The 19,170-nt window shown below is 39.6% G+C and carries 18 protein-coding genes, 1 tRNA gene and 2 rRNA genes; 1 reads left to right on the top strand and 20 read right to left on the bottom strand.

Going from position 1 to position 19,170, the window contains the following annotated elements; all coding sequences use genetic code 11:
• Positions 1-163: 163 nt before the first annotated feature.
• Positions 164-1,069 carry a hypothetical protein gene (locus D3P96_RS07815; RefSeq protein WP_124943808.1) on the bottom strand — a complete coding sequence of 302 codons (906 nt, stop codon included), beginning with the start codon at positions 1,067-1,069 and terminating at the stop codon, positions 164-166.
• Between the two features lie 77 nt (positions 1,070-1,146).
• A complete protein-coding gene (locus D3P96_RS07810) occupies positions 1,147-2,997 on the bottom strand; it encodes a ribonuclease J (protein WP_124943807.1) in 1,851 nt (616 codons plus the stop codon).
• Positions 2,998-3,209: 212 nt separating this feature from the next.
• Here D3P96_RS07810 and D3P96_RS07805 point away from each other — a divergent pair, with 212 nt between their 5' ends.
• The gene (locus tag D3P96_RS07805) at positions 3,210-4,379 is read left to right on the top strand and encodes a DUF998 domain-containing protein (protein WP_124943806.1); all 1,170 of its coding nucleotides are present in this window, start codon (positions 3,210-3,212) and stop codon (positions 4,377-4,379) included.
• Between the two features lie 98 nt (positions 4,380-4,477).
• Here the strand turns inward: D3P96_RS07805 and rpsT are convergent, their stop codons facing one another.
• The 18 genes from rpsT to D3P96_RS07715 form a co-directional block, all read right to left on the bottom strand.
• Positions 4,478-4,732 carry a 30S ribosomal protein S20 gene (gene rpsT / locus D3P96_RS07800; protein ID WP_057747198.1) on the bottom strand — a complete coding sequence of 85 codons (255 nt, stop codon included), beginning with the start codon at positions 4,730-4,732 and terminating at the stop codon, positions 4,478-4,480.
• Positions 4,733-4,786: 54 nt separating this feature from the next.
• On the bottom strand, positions 4,787-5,056 hold the full coding sequence (gene rpsO, locus D3P96_RS07795) for a 30S ribosomal protein S15 (RefSeq protein ID WP_057747200.1): 270 nt from the start codon (positions 5,054-5,056) through the stop codon (positions 4,787-4,789).
• 139 nt (positions 5,057-5,195) lie between these two features.
• Positions 5,196-6,221 carry a DNA polymerase III subunit delta gene (gene holA / locus D3P96_RS07790; RefSeq protein WP_124943805.1) on the bottom strand — a complete coding sequence of 342 codons (1,026 nt, stop codon included), beginning with the start codon at positions 6,219-6,221 and terminating at the stop codon, positions 5,196-5,198.
• A 63-nt stretch (positions 6,222-6,284) separates the two neighbouring features.
• The gene (locus D3P96_RS07785) at positions 6,285-8,525 is read right to left on the bottom strand and encodes a DNA internalization-related competence protein ComEC/Rec2 (protein ID WP_124943804.1); all 2,241 of its coding nucleotides are present in this window, start codon (positions 8,523-8,525) and stop codon (positions 6,285-6,287) included.
• Entirely contained in the window at positions 8,522-9,154 is a 633-nt protein-coding gene (locus D3P96_RS07780) for a helix-hairpin-helix domain-containing protein (RefSeq protein ID WP_124943803.1), read from the bottom strand. The genes D3P96_RS07785 and D3P96_RS07780 overlap by 4 nt, the downstream gene beginning before the upstream one ends.
• A gap of 96 nt (positions 9,155-9,250) precedes the next feature.
• A complete protein-coding gene (locus D3P96_RS07775) occupies positions 9,251-9,523 on the bottom strand; it encodes a DUF1292 domain-containing protein (protein ID WP_124943802.1) in 273 nt (90 codons plus the stop codon).
• Positions 9,524-9,574: 51 nt separating this feature from the next.
• The gene (locus D3P96_RS07770) at positions 9,575-9,865 is read right to left on the bottom strand and encodes a DUF1292 domain-containing protein (RefSeq protein WP_112468473.1); all 291 of its coding nucleotides are present in this window, start codon (positions 9,863-9,865) and stop codon (positions 9,575-9,577) included.
• Positions 9,866-9,879: 14 nt separating this feature from the next.
• Positions 9,880-10,314, bottom strand: a complete 435-nt coding sequence (ruvX, locus tag D3P96_RS07765; protein WP_124943801.1) for a Holliday junction resolvase RuvX — start codon at positions 10,312-10,314, stop codon at positions 9,880-9,882.
• On the bottom strand, positions 10,314-10,562 hold the full coding sequence (locus D3P96_RS07760; RefSeq protein ID WP_124943800.1) for an IreB family regulatory phosphoprotein: 249 nt from the start codon (positions 10,560-10,562) through the stop codon (positions 10,314-10,316). The genes ruvX and D3P96_RS07760 overlap by 1 nt, the downstream gene beginning before the upstream one ends.
• 38 nt (positions 10,563-10,600) lie before the next feature.
• Positions 10,601-13,249, bottom strand: a complete 2,649-nt coding sequence (alaS, locus tag D3P96_RS07755) for an alanine--tRNA ligase (protein WP_124943799.1) — start codon at positions 13,247-13,249, stop codon at positions 10,601-10,603.
• 322 nt (positions 13,250-13,571) lie between these two features.
• Positions 13,572-14,921, bottom strand: a complete 1,350-nt coding sequence (locus D3P96_RS07750) for a DEAD/DEAH box helicase (RefSeq protein WP_124943798.1) — start codon at positions 14,919-14,921, stop codon at positions 13,572-13,574.
• Entirely contained in the window at positions 14,914-15,864 is a 951-nt protein-coding gene (locus tag D3P96_RS07745; protein WP_124943797.1) for a DHH family phosphoesterase, read from the bottom strand. The genes D3P96_RS07750 and D3P96_RS07745 overlap by 8 nt, the downstream gene beginning before the upstream one ends.
• A gap of 48 nt (positions 15,865-15,912) precedes the next feature.
• Positions 15,913-17,022, bottom strand: a complete 1,110-nt coding sequence (gene dinB, locus D3P96_RS07740) for a DNA polymerase IV (protein WP_124943796.1) — start codon at positions 17,020-17,022, stop codon at positions 15,913-15,915.
• A 61-nt stretch (positions 17,023-17,083) separates the two neighbouring features.
• Positions 17,084-17,482, bottom strand: a complete 399-nt coding sequence (yajC, locus tag D3P96_RS07735) for a preprotein translocase subunit YajC (RefSeq protein WP_124943795.1) — start codon at positions 17,480-17,482, stop codon at positions 17,084-17,086.
• Positions 17,483-17,502: 20 nt separating this feature from the next.
• On the bottom strand, positions 17,503-18,651 hold the full coding sequence (gene tgt, locus D3P96_RS07730; protein WP_124943794.1) for a tRNA guanosine(34) transglycosylase Tgt: 1,149 nt from the start codon (positions 18,649-18,651) through the stop codon (positions 17,503-17,505).
• A 143-nt stretch (positions 18,652-18,794) separates the two neighbouring features.
• Positions 18,795-18,867: transfer RNA gene (locus D3P96_RS07725), tRNA-Val, on the bottom strand.
• A gap of 4 nt (positions 18,868-18,871) precedes the next feature.
• Positions 18,872-18,988, bottom strand: a 5S ribosomal RNA gene (gene rrf / locus D3P96_RS07720).
• 96 nt (positions 18,989-19,084) lie between these two features.
• Positions 19,085-19,170: ribosomal RNA gene (locus D3P96_RS07715) — 23S ribosomal RNA — on the bottom strand; the annotation flags it as partial.

The raw sequence follows: 19,170 nt of genomic DNA, 5'->3' as shown, positions 1-19,170 counted from the left end.
TGATTATAAGTATACTACATTCCACAGCGGAAGAAAACTACAATCTAAAAAAATCATAGCACTCCCCTGGGAAACTGAAATTATTATATAAAAACTAAGCCCTTTTGTAAAGCCGTTTTGACCTAAAAATTCCAAATATCCTACTTTTTTTTGCATTTAGCTTTTATAAGGTCATTAATGCTTGATTTAATGCATCCCGCCACTCTTTTTGGACCCCAACCTCTTCTGTATTTGTCATAAATTCCATCCCAAACATGAGTAAGGTTTGTTCTGTCCAAACTTTAACATCTAGAATTGCTTGATCTAGATTCGGCATCATTAACATCAAACACAAATTAATTTGTTGCTTCAAAATTTCAAATTGTGTTGGGTCATTCGCTAAGGGGGATTTTTCAAGTAAATCCATAATTGCTTTGAATTTATTCTGTTGCGCGAGGAACGGAATTTGTTTTGGCACAATCGCTTCTTGACTTCCTAACAAATTAATCATATTGATTTGCTCTTCGACACCAAGTTTCATTAGTTCTTCTAAAACGCTAACCCGTGAAAGTTGGTGTGCAAACGGATCAATTAGAATATATTTAGCACAAAAAAGAAATTCAGTCAGCGGCAAATGTTTGGCACGTCTAACCACTTGTGATTGCTGGCCCATTGGTGCATCACTTAAATGATAAAAGGCTTTTTGATTTTCAAGTAATGCTGTTTGTTGGTTTTCACGAAAATCAGCTTCAGCCACTGTAATTTGTTCAACCAAATTAGAATGAAGGTGATTTAAATAAATAAATTGACGTGCATCAATGAAAGCTGACGATTTTAAACAACTTTCAATGTATAGTTGTTGTTTTTCGGGATCACTCTGCCCATATTCAGTACTATACTCATGCACTAAATCATTCGCGGCTTCATTTTGTTCCTGTTGTAAATATAATTTTGCCAACTTAACGTTTAAATCAAAAGTTTGTTCTTTTCGATATGCCTCTTCAAAATACATTAGCGCGTGTTCATCGTCATTTTCAGCTAATGCTTGATCACCGAGTTTTTGTAACTCGGCCTTATCAATCTCTAACATGCGTCAATCCTCACTTCTTTTAATTAAAAGCTCACTACCAGATAAGCTATCCAGTAGTGAGCTCATTAAATTTTCAATTACTTTTTGTTACTTTCAGCCTGTTTTTGTTGCTTGGCTTGATTATTTTGCTTTGGCTTCCCAGCATGCTTATTTTCATTCTGTTTTTTTTCAGCATTTTGTTGGTTTTGGCCATTGCCCTGCTTAGATTTATTATTCTTTGGTCCATTACCGCGCTTACGACGACGGCCATTTTGATTTGCTTCCATAATAACTGGCAAAATCACTGGCTTACGACGTGTTTGCTCGTACAAGAACTTGCCCAGTGCATCACGAACTGAGTTCTTAAGGTTTGACCAATCGAATTCTTTTGTATTCTTGATGCCGTCAGAAACAGTCTTTTCAACTAAGTCACTTGCTTCTTGCATCAAGTCTTTAGAAGTTTTAACGTAAACAAACCCACGTGAATCTAGCTTAGGCTTAGCTACCACCTTCTTCTTTTTTCGGTCAATGGTTACAACAGCAATGAAGACACCATCTTCTGAAAGGATACGACGATCATTCAAAACAATCGAACCAATATCGCCAACACCTGATCCATCAATCATTGTATCCGTAACTTGAATTGAACCACCTAGTTCTACCTTATCACCCTCAAAGTTAAGACGATCTCCCTTTTCGAGCATAAAGATATGGTCATCATCATAGCCAACTTCGAGTGACGCTGACTTAGCCGCGTTCATCGCACGATATTCGCCTTGAACAGGAATGACATAATCAGGCTTCAATAAATTAAGCAATAATTGGAAGTCGTCACTTGAACCATGACCTGATGAATGCATATCAGTTGAAATTTGTTGCACTTTGGCACCAGTACGATATAGCAAGTCACGTGTACGGGCAACATAGCCCTCCATAGCTGTTGACGGTGTCGTCGCAATAAAGACAAGGTCCCCCTTACCCACTTGAATATTACGATCGTCACCACGAGCCATGCGTTGTAAATGACGAATTGGCTCACCCATACGTCCAGTTTCTAAAATAACTGTTTCTTCAGGTACCAATTTGTTCATATTCTTTAATGATACAAACAATTCATTTTCATGAACTGGTAGGTGTAACTTCTTCAAACGTAGCGCTGTTCGAACAACTTTTTCTAAGTCCTGACCTGACAAAACAATCTTACGACCAACCTTATAGGCTGCATCAATGACTTGTTGGATGCGTTGCAAATTTGATGCAACAGCAGCAACAATAATCCGTTCCTGCTTGTTGCCTCGGAATGTTTCTAAAATGTAATCGCCAATGGCAGACTCATGTGAAACTTCACCTTGGTTTGCAGTTCCAGCGGCATCCCCAAGCAGAGCAGTTACCTGTTTGGTTCCGATGGCTGCCAAACGTGCTAAGTCAGTTCGGTATCCTGGCAAGGCAGTGGTATCAAACTTAAAATCACCAGTATAGACGATTTGACCTGCTGGCGTTTCCAAAACAATTCCTAATGAATCAGGAATTGTATGTGTTGTCTCAAAAAATGACACTGTTACATCATTCATCACAACTTCCGTGTTGCCACGAACCACATGATAATCATCAAAACCTGCTGAAATTGGCTCAGCTTCAACGGCTAGTTTTGCCAACTCAATCGTTAGTTCTGAACCAAAAACTGGTACCTGAACCTCATTCAATAAGTATGGCAATGCGCCAATAGCGTCAGCATGTCCGTGTGTTAAAAATACACCGACAATATCTTCACTATGCTCAGTTAAATAACTGAAATCAGGAATCACAACATCGACTCCCAACAAATCACTTTCAGGATATTTTAATCCTGCATCTAAAATATAAATATCTTTTCCAACGGTAACGGCGTACATATTTTTTCCATTCTCACGTACCCCACCGAATGGCATAATGCTTAAATTAGTGCTCATAATTGTCCTATTCTTTTCTTTCCGGGAAATCCGGTTTCCCACGTTGATGTTCTTGTTTATTAATATATCACATTTCTTGACCTGCACCAACTCATTAATCTATGAACTTTTTAATTCTAATTGTTCTTTTAATCATATATTTCTTGTATAATTAAACGGAATAGGTTCATTCGCAGTTTGCGATTGACTAGGATAGGAGTTTCAAAAAAAACATGTCAGATTCAGAAAAATATTATATTGAGATCCCCAAGGCCGTTGTAAACGCTAATCGGATCCACGCTACGAGTGATGTTACCGCTATTTTTTCAAACGGTCGCATTACCCTTAAGGAACAGTCAGCTGATAATCAAAACGAACGTTCATCCATTCGAGCCTTCTTATTGACTTCTTTGGTAGCTGGTATCCTTGCCTTCATTGTCTTTCACATCCAGGATCTTAAAACGGTTCCACTTCGTGGTGCGAATTCAATTACGCAAGTTTCCATATACTTGAGTATCGTCTTTGGTACCGTGTCCTTTTTTGGTACCGTTGTTAAGGTTAGGAAACGTAAGTTAAGTGAATTAAAATGGCGTCACCTGATTACGCTAACCCTTGCCGCAGCGCTTATTCTATTTGCCATATTGGCAATGTTTTTCAAAATTTTCTCGACTGCATTTATTGGATTAAGATTAGATATGTATACGACCTCAATTTTAGTTGGTTTAGTTGTTGGGATTAGTACATACTCATTAAGTGTTGCGGCTAATTCGATTAATTTTTCAACTATCACATACACTTTAATTGCTCTACTCTTTGGTGGTATTCTCTTCTCAATGATTACCAACGGGCGTCCAGACTGGTGGCAACATAACTTTAGCTATCTTGGGACTGAGAACGTCAAAAATGCAATGTATTTCAATTTCACACTTATTTTTTCTGGTCTAATTATGTTGACGTTAGTTGACTACCTTTTCACAGGTTTGCACGCGACATTTAAACAGAATCGTCGTATGTTTTACTTACGCATTCTGTTCTCACTCTTGGCTGTAACGCTTGCTGGTGTCGGGCTATTCCCCAATAATCCTGGATGGACACACACTGTACATGATCATATCGCACAACTACTTGTCCTATGGATTTTAATTATGATTGTTGGTATTAAATGGCTCTTACCTGATGCGAGTCATGAGTTTATCGTCACTTCATACACAGTCGGTGGGTTACTCATTTTGTCAGACATTCTATTCCAGCACTTACATTATTTATCATTAACAGGTTTTGAAGTGACGGCATGTGGATTAGTTTTCTTTTGGCTCATCCTACTATTGCTTCATCTACGTAACTTAGCTTTACCTGAAGCCCAGTTCCAGACAAAGATCATTAAAACAACAGAAACGTTATAAACTTTACGTAACAGCAGTCAATGACTGTTGTTATTTTTTTGCACAAAAAAACATCTCATCACTTAGATGAGATGTTCTAATTAATAACGCTTTTTTGATTACTTGTTCAACAAAGCTGAAAGACGTGACTTGTCACGTGAAGCCTTGTTCTTAGAAATCAAGCCCTTTGATGCAGCGCGATCAATAGCTGATGAAGCGTTAACAAACAATTCGTTAGCATTGTCTGAACCAGCTTCTACAGCCTTACGGAACTTCTTAACTTCAGTACGGTATGCACTAAGTTGTTGAACGTTACGCTCGCGTTGTACTTTGTTTAAGCGGGCACGTTGGATTGATGACTCAATAATTGGCATCGCTTTTTCCTCCGATGATATATGTCAAAATGTACGCTGTTAAATGTATTAAAATTAACGACGCAATCCAAGCTTTTGGATCAATTCACGATAACGTTGAACGTCGTTATTACGTAGGTAACGCAACAAGTTACGACGGTGACCGATCTTCTTCATCAAACCACGTTGTGAGTGGTAATCGTGCTTGTGTTCTGACATGTGTTCGTTTAATTCGTTAATGTCAGCAGTCAAAACTGCAACTTGAACCTCAACTGAACCAGTATCACCTTCGTGACGTGCGAATTCCTTAATGATTTCATTCTTGCGTTCTGCAGAAATAGCCATGTTGGATATCCACCTTTCATATTTTATAGTCGCCACCATACAACGTAAAACGACGGTGAACCGTCAAACATAGTATGGGGTCGTGTGCTTAATGCACTTGACTATAATACCTGACAATGATTTAAAATGCAAGGCTTGATTATGCTTTTAAATCATTTTGGTAGCGTAAAACAAATAATTCAAAGAGCATTTCGGGATCTTTTTGCGTTGACTTTAATTCTTTTTCCATTTCAGCGAGACCTAAAAATGCACCAGCGAGCGCTTTATATGAAAAACGGCGTACCGTTTTTTTAGCTAGCTTTATCCGGTAAGGATGCACTTTCAAGGTTGTTGCTAAACCTTGTTCACTTTGCTTACTGGTTTTAACCTGAATGAGTAGCCTGAATTGACTAATCATCGCCCCTAATAGACGTAATGGTTCTTCCCCAGAAAAAAGAAGCTCATGATATAACTCTACGGCTTGACGCAAATTTTGATTCAACAAATTATCAATCAAGTCAAACACGTTCTGGCTAAGTGTCCGCGTTACCAGCGCATTAACACTAGCTGCATCAATGTGTTTTGTGTCTAAAGCGTATAACTTTAATTTTTTCAATTCATTCGTAACAGCTGTTACGGACATATCTGTCAGTCGGAAAAGTAACTGTAATGCATCCCCATCAATGACATACCCATCTTCATGTAGATTTTGTTCAACCATGTTTTGTAAATCTCGTTCGCCAAAATCAACAAATGAAAGATAGGTTGCACGTTCTTTGAGCAACTTCGTCACCTTTTTTCGGCCGTCTAATTTCTCATAGGGGGCAATAATCACCAAAACGGTCTGTGGCTCAGGATGGTTAACATACTCAATCAGATCATCTACATTATGTTCTATTTTACCGCGCGTTGATTCACCAGTTAGAAAGCTAGCTTGATCAATGATTACAACGCGTCGATCACCAAAAAATGGTACAGATTTGGCATCATCAATTGCCACACTCAGTGGTGTTTCACGCATATCAAATTGTGCCAAATTCAACATACGGTCCTCAGTAGGAATTAAATTAATGAATAATTGTCGCACTAAATCTAATAGATACTGATCACTCCCCTGAATGAGATAAATTGGGTCAATTTGACCAGCGCCTATATTTTGTTCTAACTGCGTTAAATTAATCGCCATTTTTCTCCCCACCCTGTTTACATTTCTTTATCCATAATCACATGGGCTATCAAAAAAAACAAGTCATCGAACCGGATTTAGCGTGAAATCGATTTGCAAATTTCCTTGTGGTTTACGAACACGAATCATTCCACATTCTTGGGTTTGGTACATCTGAACATTATGTTGCTTTAGGCGTTCCACGACTTCGGCATGTGGATGTCCAAATCGATTATCAACCCCAGCTGACACAATCCCAATTTGGGGCTTAAGTGTTTTTAAAAAGGGGCGACCAGTACTCGTCTTAGACCCATGATGCCCTAACTTTAAAATATCAACTGGCATCATTTCAAATTGTTTCACAATTCGTTCCTCACCAGCCTGGTCTAGATCGCCCGTTAAAACCATACTTAATCCATGGCTTTTGACATTTAGGGCAATTGAATCAGCATTTTCACCTCTACCAACATGATCAGGCGCTAAAATCTGCAACCCTGGTAATAGTGCATCCCCTGCTTTAACAGAGCTAACCTGAGTATGCGGACTCATACGTAGTAATCGCTGTGAGAGTTGCATCCCTACCGGTACCACAATCTTGTGAACCTTAAGACTCCGGAGAATGCCCTCCAGATTTCCAATATGATCCATATCCTTATGCGTGAGCACAAGTAAATCAATTGTCTGTATTCCCTGTGCCTTTAAATAGTTTAGAATTGGCCACGCACCGTAAATTGCTTGGCGAGTTCGTTGGCGTTGATTTTGGTTAAAGGACACCTTACCACCAACATCGACCAAGATCGTTTCATTCGTATCTAATTTAAAGAACGTCGCATCTCCTTGCCCCACATCAAAAAACACAATGTGGTCTGTCGTTCGCATGCCTCCCAAAAATAGAATGAGGACATATCCCACTGCCAGTGCGCGCCACCAGCGACAATCTCGGTAGATAATGCAAATCAAAGTTACGATAGCCAGAAGGCCAAAACAAATTGGATTTGGTTGGCCCAAGCAGATTTCACCTGGGCATTTTGCCACCATTGCAAAGCCGTTTTGTAATAATGTCATTATCCCATCTATTAATGCAACCATTGGAGATAGATGTAATATTTGGGCTAAAACACCCACAATGACTAGTGGGCAAATCAAGTAGGTAAAACAGGGAATCACCACTAAATTACAAAGAACACTAATTGGATGCCATGTAAAGGTGTTCCAGATTAACAGTGGCAGTATTAAGACGTTTAGCATCATACTCACTTGCCACCATTTTAATTGACGCACCCAAAGTAAGCCGAAGCTGAGTAAACACGAAAGTTGACCACCCAAGTGACACAATAAACCTGGTTCAAGTAATAAACTTAGTAAAATCGTCATGCCCCATATATCAAAACGTGTCCAACGATAGTTTTTCAATTGAACAAAATGGTCAGTGCCCATCGCGACAACTGAACGAATTAAGCTACGATTGTCACCGGCAAAAATCCAAAAAAAGCCTAAAACTAGTTGACTTGACCAAAGCCGAAACTCTTTTAAAAAGTTTAAGCGTCGACAAAGAAAATACCATGATTGACAAACTAAATGGACTTGAAAACCCGATATACTGAACAGATGAATCAAACCTAACTGGCTTAACCCCTGGTTATCCAAATAGAAATCTGGACGTACATAACCTAACAGTAACGTTTCCGCATAGTCACGTAAACCATGTGGTAGCTTTTCAAACCACGCAACAAGACGGACATGATTTGACCTAACTAGACTAACAATCCCATCGATGGTCCAAATACTCGGCTGGACACGATGTATCATGATTGGTGTATTTGTCATTAATTGACAAACGATTCCCCGGGAAAACCAGTAGTGCTGCATATCGAATTCAAATCGATTGCGTGGACCTGTAATCCGTTGATACGTATAGGCAGCTTTAATTTCAAGTGAACCATCATATTTCTTTATTTGGTTTATATCAGATTCAGTTAAATGTCGAACCCGAAATTTAACTGATTCACCAGATATAGCTATTTTGCCAGTACCCGAAAGGCTTTGTTCACTCAATTGGCAATGATCCATGTGTGTCAATACGGTTTTTATCTGGGCTGACCCGGTAACATACTTTAACGGTGCTTCAACACTATGACGATAAAGCAACCAATACCCACAACAAATTAACAATACAGTGATTAATCGTTTCCATGTTGATACATGATAAAAACACAGCACTAAACATACATATACCAGTGGGATGACACCCCAATATTGTCCGGTTAAACAAATTAGATTTAGCGCAATGCCAGCAAGTCCCAATAAAAACCAGATATATGTCATGATTGGAAATAATCACGGATTTTCTGGACTGTTTTGGGTCCAAATCCCGAAACTTGGCTCAGGTCATCAATACTTTTAAATGGGCCACTGGTTTCTCGAAAACTAATAATATCAGCTGCCCGTTTGGGTCCAATTCCCGGAATTTGTTGTAATTCAGTTACCGTTACTTGGTTTATATCTAATTTGCCTTTGGTTTGATCAACTGCATTATTTTGTCCTGATGGTGTCTTCGAACTCTGTTCACCTTTGCGTGGGATGTAAAGCATCAGACCATCTGTTAATTTTTGTGCTAGATTAACGTCCTTTGTTTCAGCTTGTGGTATGATGCCACCTGCACGCCTTATCGCATCTTGAATGCGTTCATTTTGGTTAAAAAGATAGACATTCGGGGATTTCACCGCCCCTTTAACGTCAACATGGATAACACTCGAAGCAACTTGATCCTTTTTTACTGCTCGATCGGGATGACTGACCATCCGTACTTCCGGGACAACCCTCTGCGTTTTTGCGACATTCTGCCCCACATACTGTTGTACTAAAACCCCGATTCCTAATGCCACAATTAAAATGTACTTTAACGAGCTATACTTTTTATTATAATATTGAATTTTTTGCATAAATGACTCCATCAGCTTTAGCCTCCTCACGATCTTTTCACTAATAGGGACGTACTAAAGCAAAAAATTTACAAAAAAAAAAAACACCCCATGGGGTGTGTTTTTTGACTAAAGTTGACCAGCATCCAAAATCGTATTCATGACTTCTTCAACCATTTCAAACTCAGCGTCTGTTTCAATTTCAGATAGTGCATCGGCCACATCTGCATCCTTATCATATCTGAATGGTAATAGCTCAATATCACTGCCATCAGTTTGATCTGCTGCGTGCAATACAATATATGATTGACTGCCATCATCTAAATCAAAATTAAATAATTCAACGAATTGTGCTTCATTGCCATCTTCATCGAAAAGTGTAAATGTTTCAGGATTGTCCATTTATGCCTCCTTGACTAAAAAAGTAGTTGTCAAATGACAACTACCCTTAGATTATTCTTCTTCTTCTAAATCATCAATGAATTGATTCAACTTTTCTTCAACCATTGCTAATTCAGCATCATCTTCAATCTGATCAACGACACCTTCAGTGCTTTGTTCAGTTTGTTCTGGATGGAAAATAAATGGATACATATCAACTGGTTCTTCAAAATCAGCCCCAGCAGGATAAACAATGATGTAATCTTTGTTAAATTCATCACTGTGGAATGTAAATAGAACCTCAAACAGCTCTTCATCCCCTTGCTCATTTGTTAATGCAATTACATTTTGTTCGTCTTCCATAATCGTAACCTCCTTTAATTAACTAATGACCCTTTGCGATCTAAATAGTTTTGTAAAATCAACGCAGCCGCCAATTTATCAATGACCTTTTTGCGCTTTTTTCGAGACGTGTCCGCCTCTTCAATTAACATACGTTCTGCTTCTACGGTTGTCAATCGTTCATCTTGAAAATCAATTGGTAACCCAAATTTTTCTTTAAGTAACTCTCCATAGGCTTGTGCAGCTTCAACACGTGGCCCAGAAGTATTATTCATATTTTTAGGCAAGCCCAGTACAAAGCCGGATGGCTGGTATTCTTTTACCAATTCTGCCATGCGTTCCATACCAAACTCATCATTGTCTTCATCGATTGGAATAATTTCAACACCTTGTGCTGTCCACCCCAATACGTCAGAAACTGCTACACCGACCGTTTTTGAACCGACATCTAATCCTAATAATCTACCCATTACTTACCCAAATAATACTTGACTAATGCTTCAATAATTTCATCACGTTCAAATTTCCGGATTAAATTACGAGCATCGTTAACACGTGGAATATAGGCTGGATCATTTGAAATCAAATACCCAACGATTTGGTTAATTGGATTGTATCCTTTTTCCTCAAGCGCTGCGTAGACAGTTTCGAGCATTTTACGGACGTCATGATCTTCATTAAAGTTTAAATTAAATAATTCTGTATGATCTGAACTCATCACAAACTCCCTTCGTTTGTTGCATTAAGTTGCGTTGATTACTTTTCAGCCAACCAAGCGCTTGCATCTGCAAATGCTTTTTGAATCCCTTCAGGATTCTTACCACCAGCTTGGGCCATATCTGGACGTCCACCACCGCCACCACCGATGGCAGGCGCAATTTGCTTAATCAAATCACCGGCTTTAATCCCATTCTTGACACCTTCTGGACTGACGGCAACAAGTAAGTTAACCTTGTCACCCAAATTTGCGGCCAAAACAAGTACTTCAGATGGTTGTGCTTGCTTCCATGAATCAGCTGCACTTCGTAGACCATCCATTGATTCAACTGAAAGCTCAGCTGTAATCAAAGTATGTGACCCAATCGTTTGTACATCATCAAAGGCAGAAGCTGCACTTTGTGTAGCCAACTTTTGTTCTAAGGCTGTTGCTTGACGCTCAGCGTCCTTGAGACTAGCTTGGAGCGTTGCAATCTTATCATTAATTTGGCTAAGTTGTGGTGCCTTTACTTGTTCAGCTGCCTTATTCAACCAAGCATCATGTTGCTTGAACAACTTCATTGCACCTTCACCAGTAACGGCTTCAATCCGGCGAACACCCGCTCCAACTCCTTGCTCACTGACAATCTTAAAGATTCCCAATTCAGCAGTTGAATTTACGTGTGTCCCACCATCAAATTCAGCATTGAAATCACCAATTGAAACAACACGAACTGTATCACCATATTTCTCAGAGAATTCTGCAACAGCACCCATTTTTTCAGCGGTCTCTTTATCCGTTTCAATCCATGAAACTGGTAGGTTTTCAATAATCTTTGCATTAATCAAATCTTCAATTTCTTGCAATTTTTCAGCCGGAACAGCTTCATTGTAGCTGAAGTCATAACGCAAATTATCGGCAGTGACCAATGATCCAGCTTGAGTTGAACGATTACCAAGAATATTACGGATGGCTTGGTCAAGCATGTGCGTTGCAGTGTGGTTCTTTGAAACAGCAGTATGGTAAGGAACATCAACCGCCAAGTGATAATGTTCATTTACTGCCATCGGAGCCTTAACCTCTAATGTGTGTAGATGTTGCCCATTTGGCGCCTTTTGGACGTCAATTACTTCAGCAACAACTTCATCGTCACCATTCAAAACGACACCACGGTCCGCAACTTGTCCACCCATTTCAGCATAGAATGGCGTCTTATCAAAGATGGCAACAACTTGGCCTGAATCTGCTGCCTCTGCCAACATGTCATCAAAGATAATGTTGACCAGTGTTGCATCCTCTACTTCAAGATCTGACCATCCGACATATTCTGATTCTGTGTGCAAATCTGTCAAAAGTCCATCTTGAATTCCCATTGATGCTTGCTTACCTCGAGCAGCTCGAGCACGTTCTTGTTGCTCCTTCATGGCCGCTTCAAAGCCAGCTTCATCAACAGTCAATCCATTATCTTGTGCTTCTTCAATTGTGATTTCTAATGGGAATCCATAAGTATCATACAACTTAAAGGCAACGTCACCATCAATGACACCACCATTTTGCTTTGCTTCATCCATTACACTTTGTAGCAATTGTAATCCAGCCGACAATGTCTTGTTGAAACGATTTTCTTCCTTTTCAACGATTGATGCAATATAGTCTGCATTTTCCATGACTTCTGGATAATATGATTGCATAATCTCACCGACAACAGGTACCAAGTTCTTCAAGAATACTTGATTGATGCCTAGACGACGTCCATGAACAACTGCACGACGGAGAAGACGACGAATAATATATCCACGACCTTCATTTGAAGGCAGAGCACCATCCCCGATGGCAAAAGTCACAGCACGGGCGTGATCGGCAATAACTTTAAATGAAACATCTAATTCAGGGTCTTCGCCATACTTTTTACCATCACTCATCCCCTCAATAGCATGGATGATAGGTAAGAATAAATCAGTTTCAAAATTAGTATCTGCATGTTGGAAGACTGATACAAGACGTTCTAGCCCCATCCCCGTATCAATATTTTTATGTGGCAATTCAGGATAATCTTTATTGTCCGTCAAACCTGGCAAGTGATTGTATTGTGAGAACACGATATTCCAAATTTCTAGGTAACGTTCGTTCTCCCCACCTGGATAGTTTTCATCAGCATCTTCAGGATCGTACTTTGCACCACGATCATAGAAAATTTCTGTATCCGGACCTGATGGACCTTCACCAATATCCCAGAAGTTATCTGGTTCATCATAAAGATGATTTTCAGGTAGACCGACAACATCTAACCAAATTTGCTTAGATTCATTATCATCTGGGTACACAGTTACATATAGTTTTTCTGGATCAATATCATACCATTCTGGACTAGTAAGTAATTCCCAAGCCCAAGGAATCGCATCTGACTTGAAATAATCGCCAATTGAGAAATTCCCCATCATTTCAAAAAGCGTATGGTGTCGGGCAGTATGTCCAACATTCTCAATATCGTTTGTACGAATTGCCTTTTGTGCATTTGTAATACGACGATTTTCAGGGATAACACTGCCATCAAAATACTTCTTTAAAGTTGCAACTCCTGAATTAATCCAAAGCAAGCTAGGATCGTCTTTAGGAATTAAAGATTGAGATGGTTCAATTGCATGCCCCTTACTTTCAAAAAAGCGAAGGAACATCTCACGCGTTTGAGCTGATGATAATTCTTTCATGGATATGAGCCTCTTTCTTTTGTATTAAAAAAAGACAGTCTATTGCAATACAGAGACGCTAGAACGCGGTACCACTCCGTTTGCAATGACTATCTTGTATCATTACCTCTTTAGAATCGTTAACGCCGATTAACGGTTTGCTTTCACAAACAATTTTACTGAGGGAGCAAGAACTTAATTTCGCATTACTTTCACCAACCGTAATGTCTCTGTCCATCGAATTAGAAAGTTCTCATCCTCTTGAAACATTATAGCATATTGGTCGAATGAGTGGTACCAAATTTCATGTGAAACCACATCATCAATTTTATGCTATTTAAACTTACTTTGACTTACGTGATTTACGCGTTGCACGTTGTTCTTGTCGATCTGAAACACGCTTCTTATAGGCTGCATCACGCGCAATCTCACTCTTAATACGGTGTTTATAACCCGGTTTCACGTTCTTCTTCTTCTTCTTCACCATACCAATCATGGTTGGATCAAGTTTCTTGGTTGACTTAGTACGTTGTGTTCGACGACGACGGTCTGCCACAGCCTTTAGTTCGCCCTTTGACAAAACCATTGGTTCAAACTTAACACCCATGTTTTCAACTTCAGAAACCTTGGCATCTTCATCAGGTGAATACAAAGTGATTGCAGTCCCTTCAGCGCCGTTACGTCCGGTACGACCTACACGATGTACGAAGAATTCAAGATCATTTGGGATCCCATCGTTAATAACCAAGGAAACACCAGGAATATCAATTCCACGAGCAGCTAGGTCAGTTGCCACAACATATTGGTAATCAAGGTGCTGAATTTGTTGCATCGTGCGACGACGCTCACGCGGTTGAATACCACCATGAATTTCAGCAACCTTGAGGCCACGTTCTTTCAATTGGCGTGCTAATTCATGTGCGCGTTCCTTTGTATTGGCGAAAACCAATGCCATATAAGGATTTCCCATCGTTAACAAATTAAAGATTAATTCGTCCTTGGCTTTACCCTTCGTATCCATCAACACATTTTGAATGGTTGGTGAGATAACAGTTTCAGCTGGAATCTCTTCAACAACAGGATTGTTCAAATACTTCTTCAAGAATGGTTGCAACTTTTGTGGAATGGTTGCTGAGAAGACAAGCATTTGCAAGTCTTCAGGCATGGCTCCCGCAATTGCATCGACTTCATTTAAGAATCCCATGTCCAAAGTCATATCAGCTTCGTCCACAACTAAGGTGTGGGCTGTGTGAACATTCAACGCACCACTTTGGTACAAATCCTTAATTCGTCCTGGAGTTCCAATCACAATTTGTGGTTGGTTAGACTTTAATTGTTGAATTTGACGATTCTTATCAGTTCCACCAACAAACAACCCAATACGTGGTTGCTCATCTTCTGGGAATTGGTCAGCAATTTGTTTTGATGCTTGATAAATTTGTTGTGCCAATTCACGTGATGGCGTCGTAATTACCGCTTGAACTTGTTGCTTTTTCACATCAAGCTTTTGGAAAATTGGAATCAAAAAAGCATGTGTCTTTCCTGATCCGGTTTGTGATTGTCCAACCACTGAGCGTCCCTGTAAGATAACTGGAATTAACCGGGCTTGAACTGGCGTTGGATCATTGAAGTGGATGGCATCAAGTGCACGATAAATTTCATCGCGCAAATGGTAGTCATTAAAATTAGCCATTGTTGTGCTCCTTTAGTAATTGATTCATTTCATAAATAATATCTTCTAATTCGGCATCGTTTTGCGCAATTGCACCCGAAGCCAAGGGGTGTCCGCCACCACCATGGCGTTTAGCAATGCCATTGATTGGAATTTCTCGTGAACGCAAGCGGGCACGATAGAAACCTTCATCTTGTTGTTCAAATACTGCCCAGGCCTTGGCAACGTTAACCTTTCCCATTAGTGGCACAATGAAAGCAGTACCAAAATCACCTAAGTCAAATGACGCTAAAATTTCATTTGTTAAAACAATATAATTGAAACCCTCATCAGTTAACGTCATATGTTCATAAACATATCCTGAGACCTTGGCTGCTTCTGGTGAAATGGTATCCATCATTTGATTCAATTTCGCCCAATCAAAATTAAACTTCATTAATTCAGCTGCTGTCGCCATTGTGCGTGAGTCAGTTGCATACAAAAAGCGCCCTGTATCACCAACAATTCCAGAATAAAGGCACGCTGCCCCATGGTCTGATAATTTTAATTCATTCTCAAATTCTTTATAGAATGAAAAGACGAGTTCTGAGGATGATGAAACCGATGTATCAACCCAAGAATAATCACCGTATGGCTCATCATTTGGATGATGATCAACCTTGATAAGCGCCTTTCCTTCTTCATAACGTTGATCATCAACACGAGGTTCATTTGCTGTATCAGTCACGATAACAAGTGCATCCTCGTAAGTTGCATCATCGATGGTATCCATATCACCCATCCATTGCAAACTAGTCACTTGTTTTCCAACCACGTAGACATGCTTTTCAGGATAAGTTGTTCGAATGATTTCTGCTAGCCCCATTTGCGATCCAACTGCATCAGGATCTGGGCGTTGGTGGCGATGAATAATAATTGTATTTGCGGCTTTAATTTGAGCCAAAATTTGTGTTTGTGCTGTCATAATATATCCTTTAACTCTCTGTTCCTTTTAGTATAACACAGGGCTCTCTTAGCTCTCGTATAAACTCAATGTAATATTTTCAAAAGAGATTGGTGTCAATCCAGTAATTGTTAATCCAACAAGCCTTAGCGGCGTTGTATAACCGCCAATTTCCTCTAGGATATCTAACCCCAAGTTATAAATAATATTCGGATCATTTTCAATAAAATCATTAAACGTGGCACGATGTGTTGTTGTATTAAATTCTTCATCTCTCAGTTTTAAAACTAAGGTTTTACCGTGCATTTTTTTATTCTTCAAAGACTGCACAACTTCTTTCGCAAGACTTCTGAGTTCATCTAAAGTTTCTTGCTCAGAACGAATTGGTGGATTGAATGTATGTTCTTTTCCAATCGATTTCCTTTGTCGCTCATATTGAACTGGTCGATCATCAATACCGCGGATACGCTGATATAATTCAAAGCCTTGTTTACCAAATTCATCGATTAATTTATCTTGACTAAGCTCATACAAATCTCGTCCATTTTCAATTTCTAATTCATGCATGCGCTCAACCGTTTTTGAACCAACACCGCGAATTGCTTCAATTGGTTGACTATCTAAAAACGGCCGAATATCTGCTGATCTGATGACGGTTAACCCAGCTGGTTTATTATGTTCTGAAGCCAACTTAGCCAAGAATTTATTAAAAGAGATTCCCACAGAAGACGTTAAAGACAACTTATCAAAAATTTTCTGTTGTAATTGATGGGCGATGGTAATAAGTGGTTCTGTATGATCTGATAAATCCAGATAAGCCTCATCAAAGGCAACGGGTTCTATTTTATCAGTATATTGGTGAAAAATTTCATGAACCTGTTCTGATACTTGTTTATATTTCTCAAAATTCGGTGTTACGAACACTGCATCAGGTGCTTTTTCAAGTGCTTCGGCGGCGCTCATCGCTGAGTGGACCCCTAGTTTCCGTGCATGATAATTTGCAGTGGCCACTACTCCCGTGCCACCAGTCTTTCGCGGATCTCTGGCTAAGATAACCTGTTCATCCTGTAAAGCAGGATTGTCCCTAATTTCAATTTGTGCATAGAATGCGTCCATATCAATATGTAAGATTTTACGACTCGTATCGATTTTTAAAGGAAATTGTAGCCAAGCACACATGTCATCGCCCCACTATATAAATGAAAAGAGACTCAAAGAATAATCTTTGAATCTCTTTAGATTACTTATCTTCTTCTTGCTTTTCGGCAGCCTTCGCACCGTTTTCATCTGCTGAATCAATCAATTGTTCAGTCTCTGAAACAACGTCCACTTCTTCAGGCGCATCTTCTTCGACGTGGTTTTCAACTAATTCTTCATCAGTCTTGGCTGGTTCTACAGTACGAACAGCACTCATCTCGTATGTCAAGAATGAACCATCTGCATCAAGTGATACAGTCTTATGGTCTTCACTAACTGAAACGACTGTCGCATGTAACCCACCAATAGTAACAACTTCGTCACCTGGCTTAATTGATGCTAAAAGGTCCTTTTGCTTTTCTTGACGCTTCTTTTGTGGGCGAACCATCATGAAGTACATCAAAACAATCAGCAATAAAATCATAATTAGGGAACTGTTCATAGTAATACCTCTTTCTTTTGTTAGAATAAACGTGCATTCTTTTTATTATAGCCGTAGTTTTCCATTAGTTCTGCTCTAAAGTCCAATAAACGATCTTCAGCGATTGCTTGACGCATATCTTCCATTAACTTTAATAAGTAACGAAGATTATGAACACTGGCAATATTTTGTCCAAGCAGTTCATTTGCGTTAAACAAGTGGTGTAGATACGCCTTAGTATAGTGCGTAGAACCATAATCATCCAAATCTAAGTCAATAGGTGAAAAGTCATTCTTATACTTAGCATTTGTAATCACAACACGTCCGTGTTTCGTCATCAATGTTCCATTTCGACCAATTCGCGTTGGTAGAACACAATCGAACATATCAATTCCGCGGATAACGCCATCAACAAGTGAATCAGGCGCTGCAACCCCCATCAAGTAACGGGGCTTGTTTTCTGGTAACCAGGGTACCGTGAAATCAAGCACACGATTCATTTCTTCTTTAGATTCACCAACTGATAGACCACCAACGGCATATCCTGGCAAATCCAAAGAGACTAAATCATCAGCTGATTGCTTTCGTAATTGCTTGAATCCAGCTCCTTGAACAATTCCAAATAAGGCTTGATCTTCCGGGCGTTTATGCGCTGCCATAGCTCGTTCAGCCCAACGTGAGGTACGTTCAACGGAATTTTTCACATAATCATATGTCTCAAAATAAGGAATCGCTTCATCAAGTTGCATCATTACGTCAGACCCTAGATTATTTTGGATTCGCATGGCGACTTCGGGTGATAGGAACATTTTTTCGCCATTCAAATGGTTTCTAAATGTTACCCCCTCTTCGCTAATTTTATTATGTTGTGAAAGCGACCAGACTTGGAAACCACCTGAATCTGTTAAGATTGGGCCATCCCAGTCCATGAATTTGTGCAAACCACCCGCCTGGGCAATTAATTCATCACCAGGTCTCAACCACAAATGATATGTATTTGCTAAAATAAATTGTGAGTGAATTTCACGTAGTTCACGTGTTGAAACATTTTTTACTGTTGCTTGCGTTCCAACTGGCATAAACATTGGCGTCATCACTTCACCATGCGGCGTTGTGATTTTTCCAAGTCGCGCACCAGTATGCTTTTCAACGTGTAGCAATTCGTATTTAACTGCATAATCTTCTGTCATCTTTTACTCCTTTCTATATTCCTTTGATTAATCACTTATTTTATAGTATACCAAATTTCAGGGAAAATATCTGCTTTGATTGACGTACTATAAAATAAAAAGGCTACTCCACTAATAAAATCAGTAAAGTAACCTTATTCGAGTGGACGATACAGGGATCGAACCTGTGACCCCCTGCTTGTAAGGCAGGTGCTCTCCCAGCTGAGCTAATCGTCCATATGCATTGCGACGTCCTATCCTCGCAGGAAGAGATCCTCCAACTACTTTCGGCGCTATTGAGCTTAACTTCTGTGTTCGGTATGGGAACAGGTGTGACCTCAATGCCATCATCACAACACGGTGTTGATGAGACTTACGTCTCTCAAAACTGAATCATATTATGTATCTTATTTTCATTTCATTAATTGAACCGTACACCAACGTTTTGTTCAACTTGGTTAAGTCCTCGAACCATTAGTACTAGTCCGCTCCATGCGTCGCCGCACTTCCACTTCTAGCCTATCTACCTTGTCATCTACA

The organism is Weissella viridescens (assembly GCF_003862435.1).
Classification (GTDB): domain Bacteria; phylum Bacillota; class Bacilli; order Lactobacillales; family Lactobacillaceae; genus Weissella; species Weissella viridescens_A.
The sequence above is the reverse complement of the archived record's forward strand: the minus strand, read 5'-3'. Positions and strand labels throughout refer to the sequence as shown.

Bases quoted from the DNA above. Each gene is read 5' to 3' on its own strand.
- D3P96_RS07815 (WP_124943808.1), bottom strand. From the start codon at position 1,069: ATGTTAGAGATTGATAAGGCCGAGTTACAAAAACTCGGTGATCAAGCA.
- D3P96_RS07810 (WP_124943807.1), bottom strand. From the start codon at position 2,997: ATGAGCACTAATTTAAGCATTATGCCATTCGGTGGGGTACGTGAGAAT.
- D3P96_RS07805 (WP_124943806.1), top strand. From the start codon at position 3,210: ATGTCAGATTCAGAAAAATATTATATTGAGATCCCCAAGGCCGTTGTA.
- rpsT (WP_057747198.1), bottom strand. From the start codon at position 4,732: ATGCCAATTATTGAGTCATCAATCCAACGTGCCCGCTTAAACAAAGTA.
- rpsO (WP_057747200.1), bottom strand. From the start codon at position 5,056: ATGGCTATTTCTGCAGAACGCAAGAATGAAATCATTAAGGAATTCGCA.
- holA (WP_124943805.1), bottom strand. From the start codon at position 6,221: ATGGCGATTAATTTAACGCAGTTAGAACAAAATATAGGCGCTGGTCAA.
- D3P96_RS07785 (WP_124943804.1), bottom strand. From the start codon at position 8,525: ATGACATATATCTGGTTTTTATTGGGACTTGCTGGCATTGCGCTAAAT.
- D3P96_RS07780 (WP_124943803.1), bottom strand. From the start codon at position 9,154: ATGGAGTCATTTATGCAAAAAATTCAATATTATAATAAAAAGTATAGC.
- D3P96_RS07775 (WP_124943802.1), bottom strand. From the start codon at position 9,523: ATGGACAATCCTGAAACATTTACACTTTTCGATGAAGATGGCAATGAA.
- D3P96_RS07770 (WP_112468473.1), bottom strand. From the start codon at position 9,865: ATGGAAGACGAACAAAATGTAATTGCATTAACAAATGAGCAAGGGGAT.
- ruvX (WP_124943801.1), bottom strand. From the start codon at position 10,314: ATGGGTAGATTATTAGGATTAGATGTCGGTTCAAAAACGGTCGGTGTA.
- D3P96_RS07760 (WP_124943800.1), bottom strand. From the start codon at position 10,562: ATGAGTTCAGATCATACAGAATTATTTAATTTAAACTTTAATGAAGAT.
- alaS (WP_124943799.1), bottom strand. From the start codon at position 13,249: ATGAAAGAATTATCATCAGCTCAAACGCGTGAGATGTTCCTTCGCTTT.
- D3P96_RS07750 (WP_124943798.1), bottom strand. From the start codon at position 14,921: ATGGCTAATTTTAATGACTACCATTTGCGCGATGAAATTTATCGTGCA.
- D3P96_RS07745 (WP_124943797.1), bottom strand. From the start codon at position 15,864: ATGACAGCACAAACACAAATTTTGGCTCAAATTAAAGCCGCAAATACA.
- dinB (WP_124943796.1), bottom strand. From the start codon at position 17,022: ATGTGTGCTTGGCTACAATTTCCTTTAAAAATCGATACGAGTCGTAAA.
- yajC (WP_124943795.1), bottom strand. From the start codon at position 17,482: ATGAACAGTTCCCTAATTATGATTTTATTGCTGATTGTTTTGATGTAC.
- tgt (WP_124943794.1), bottom strand. From the start codon at position 18,651: ATGACAGAAGATTATGCAGTTAAATACGAATTGCTACACGTTGAAAAG.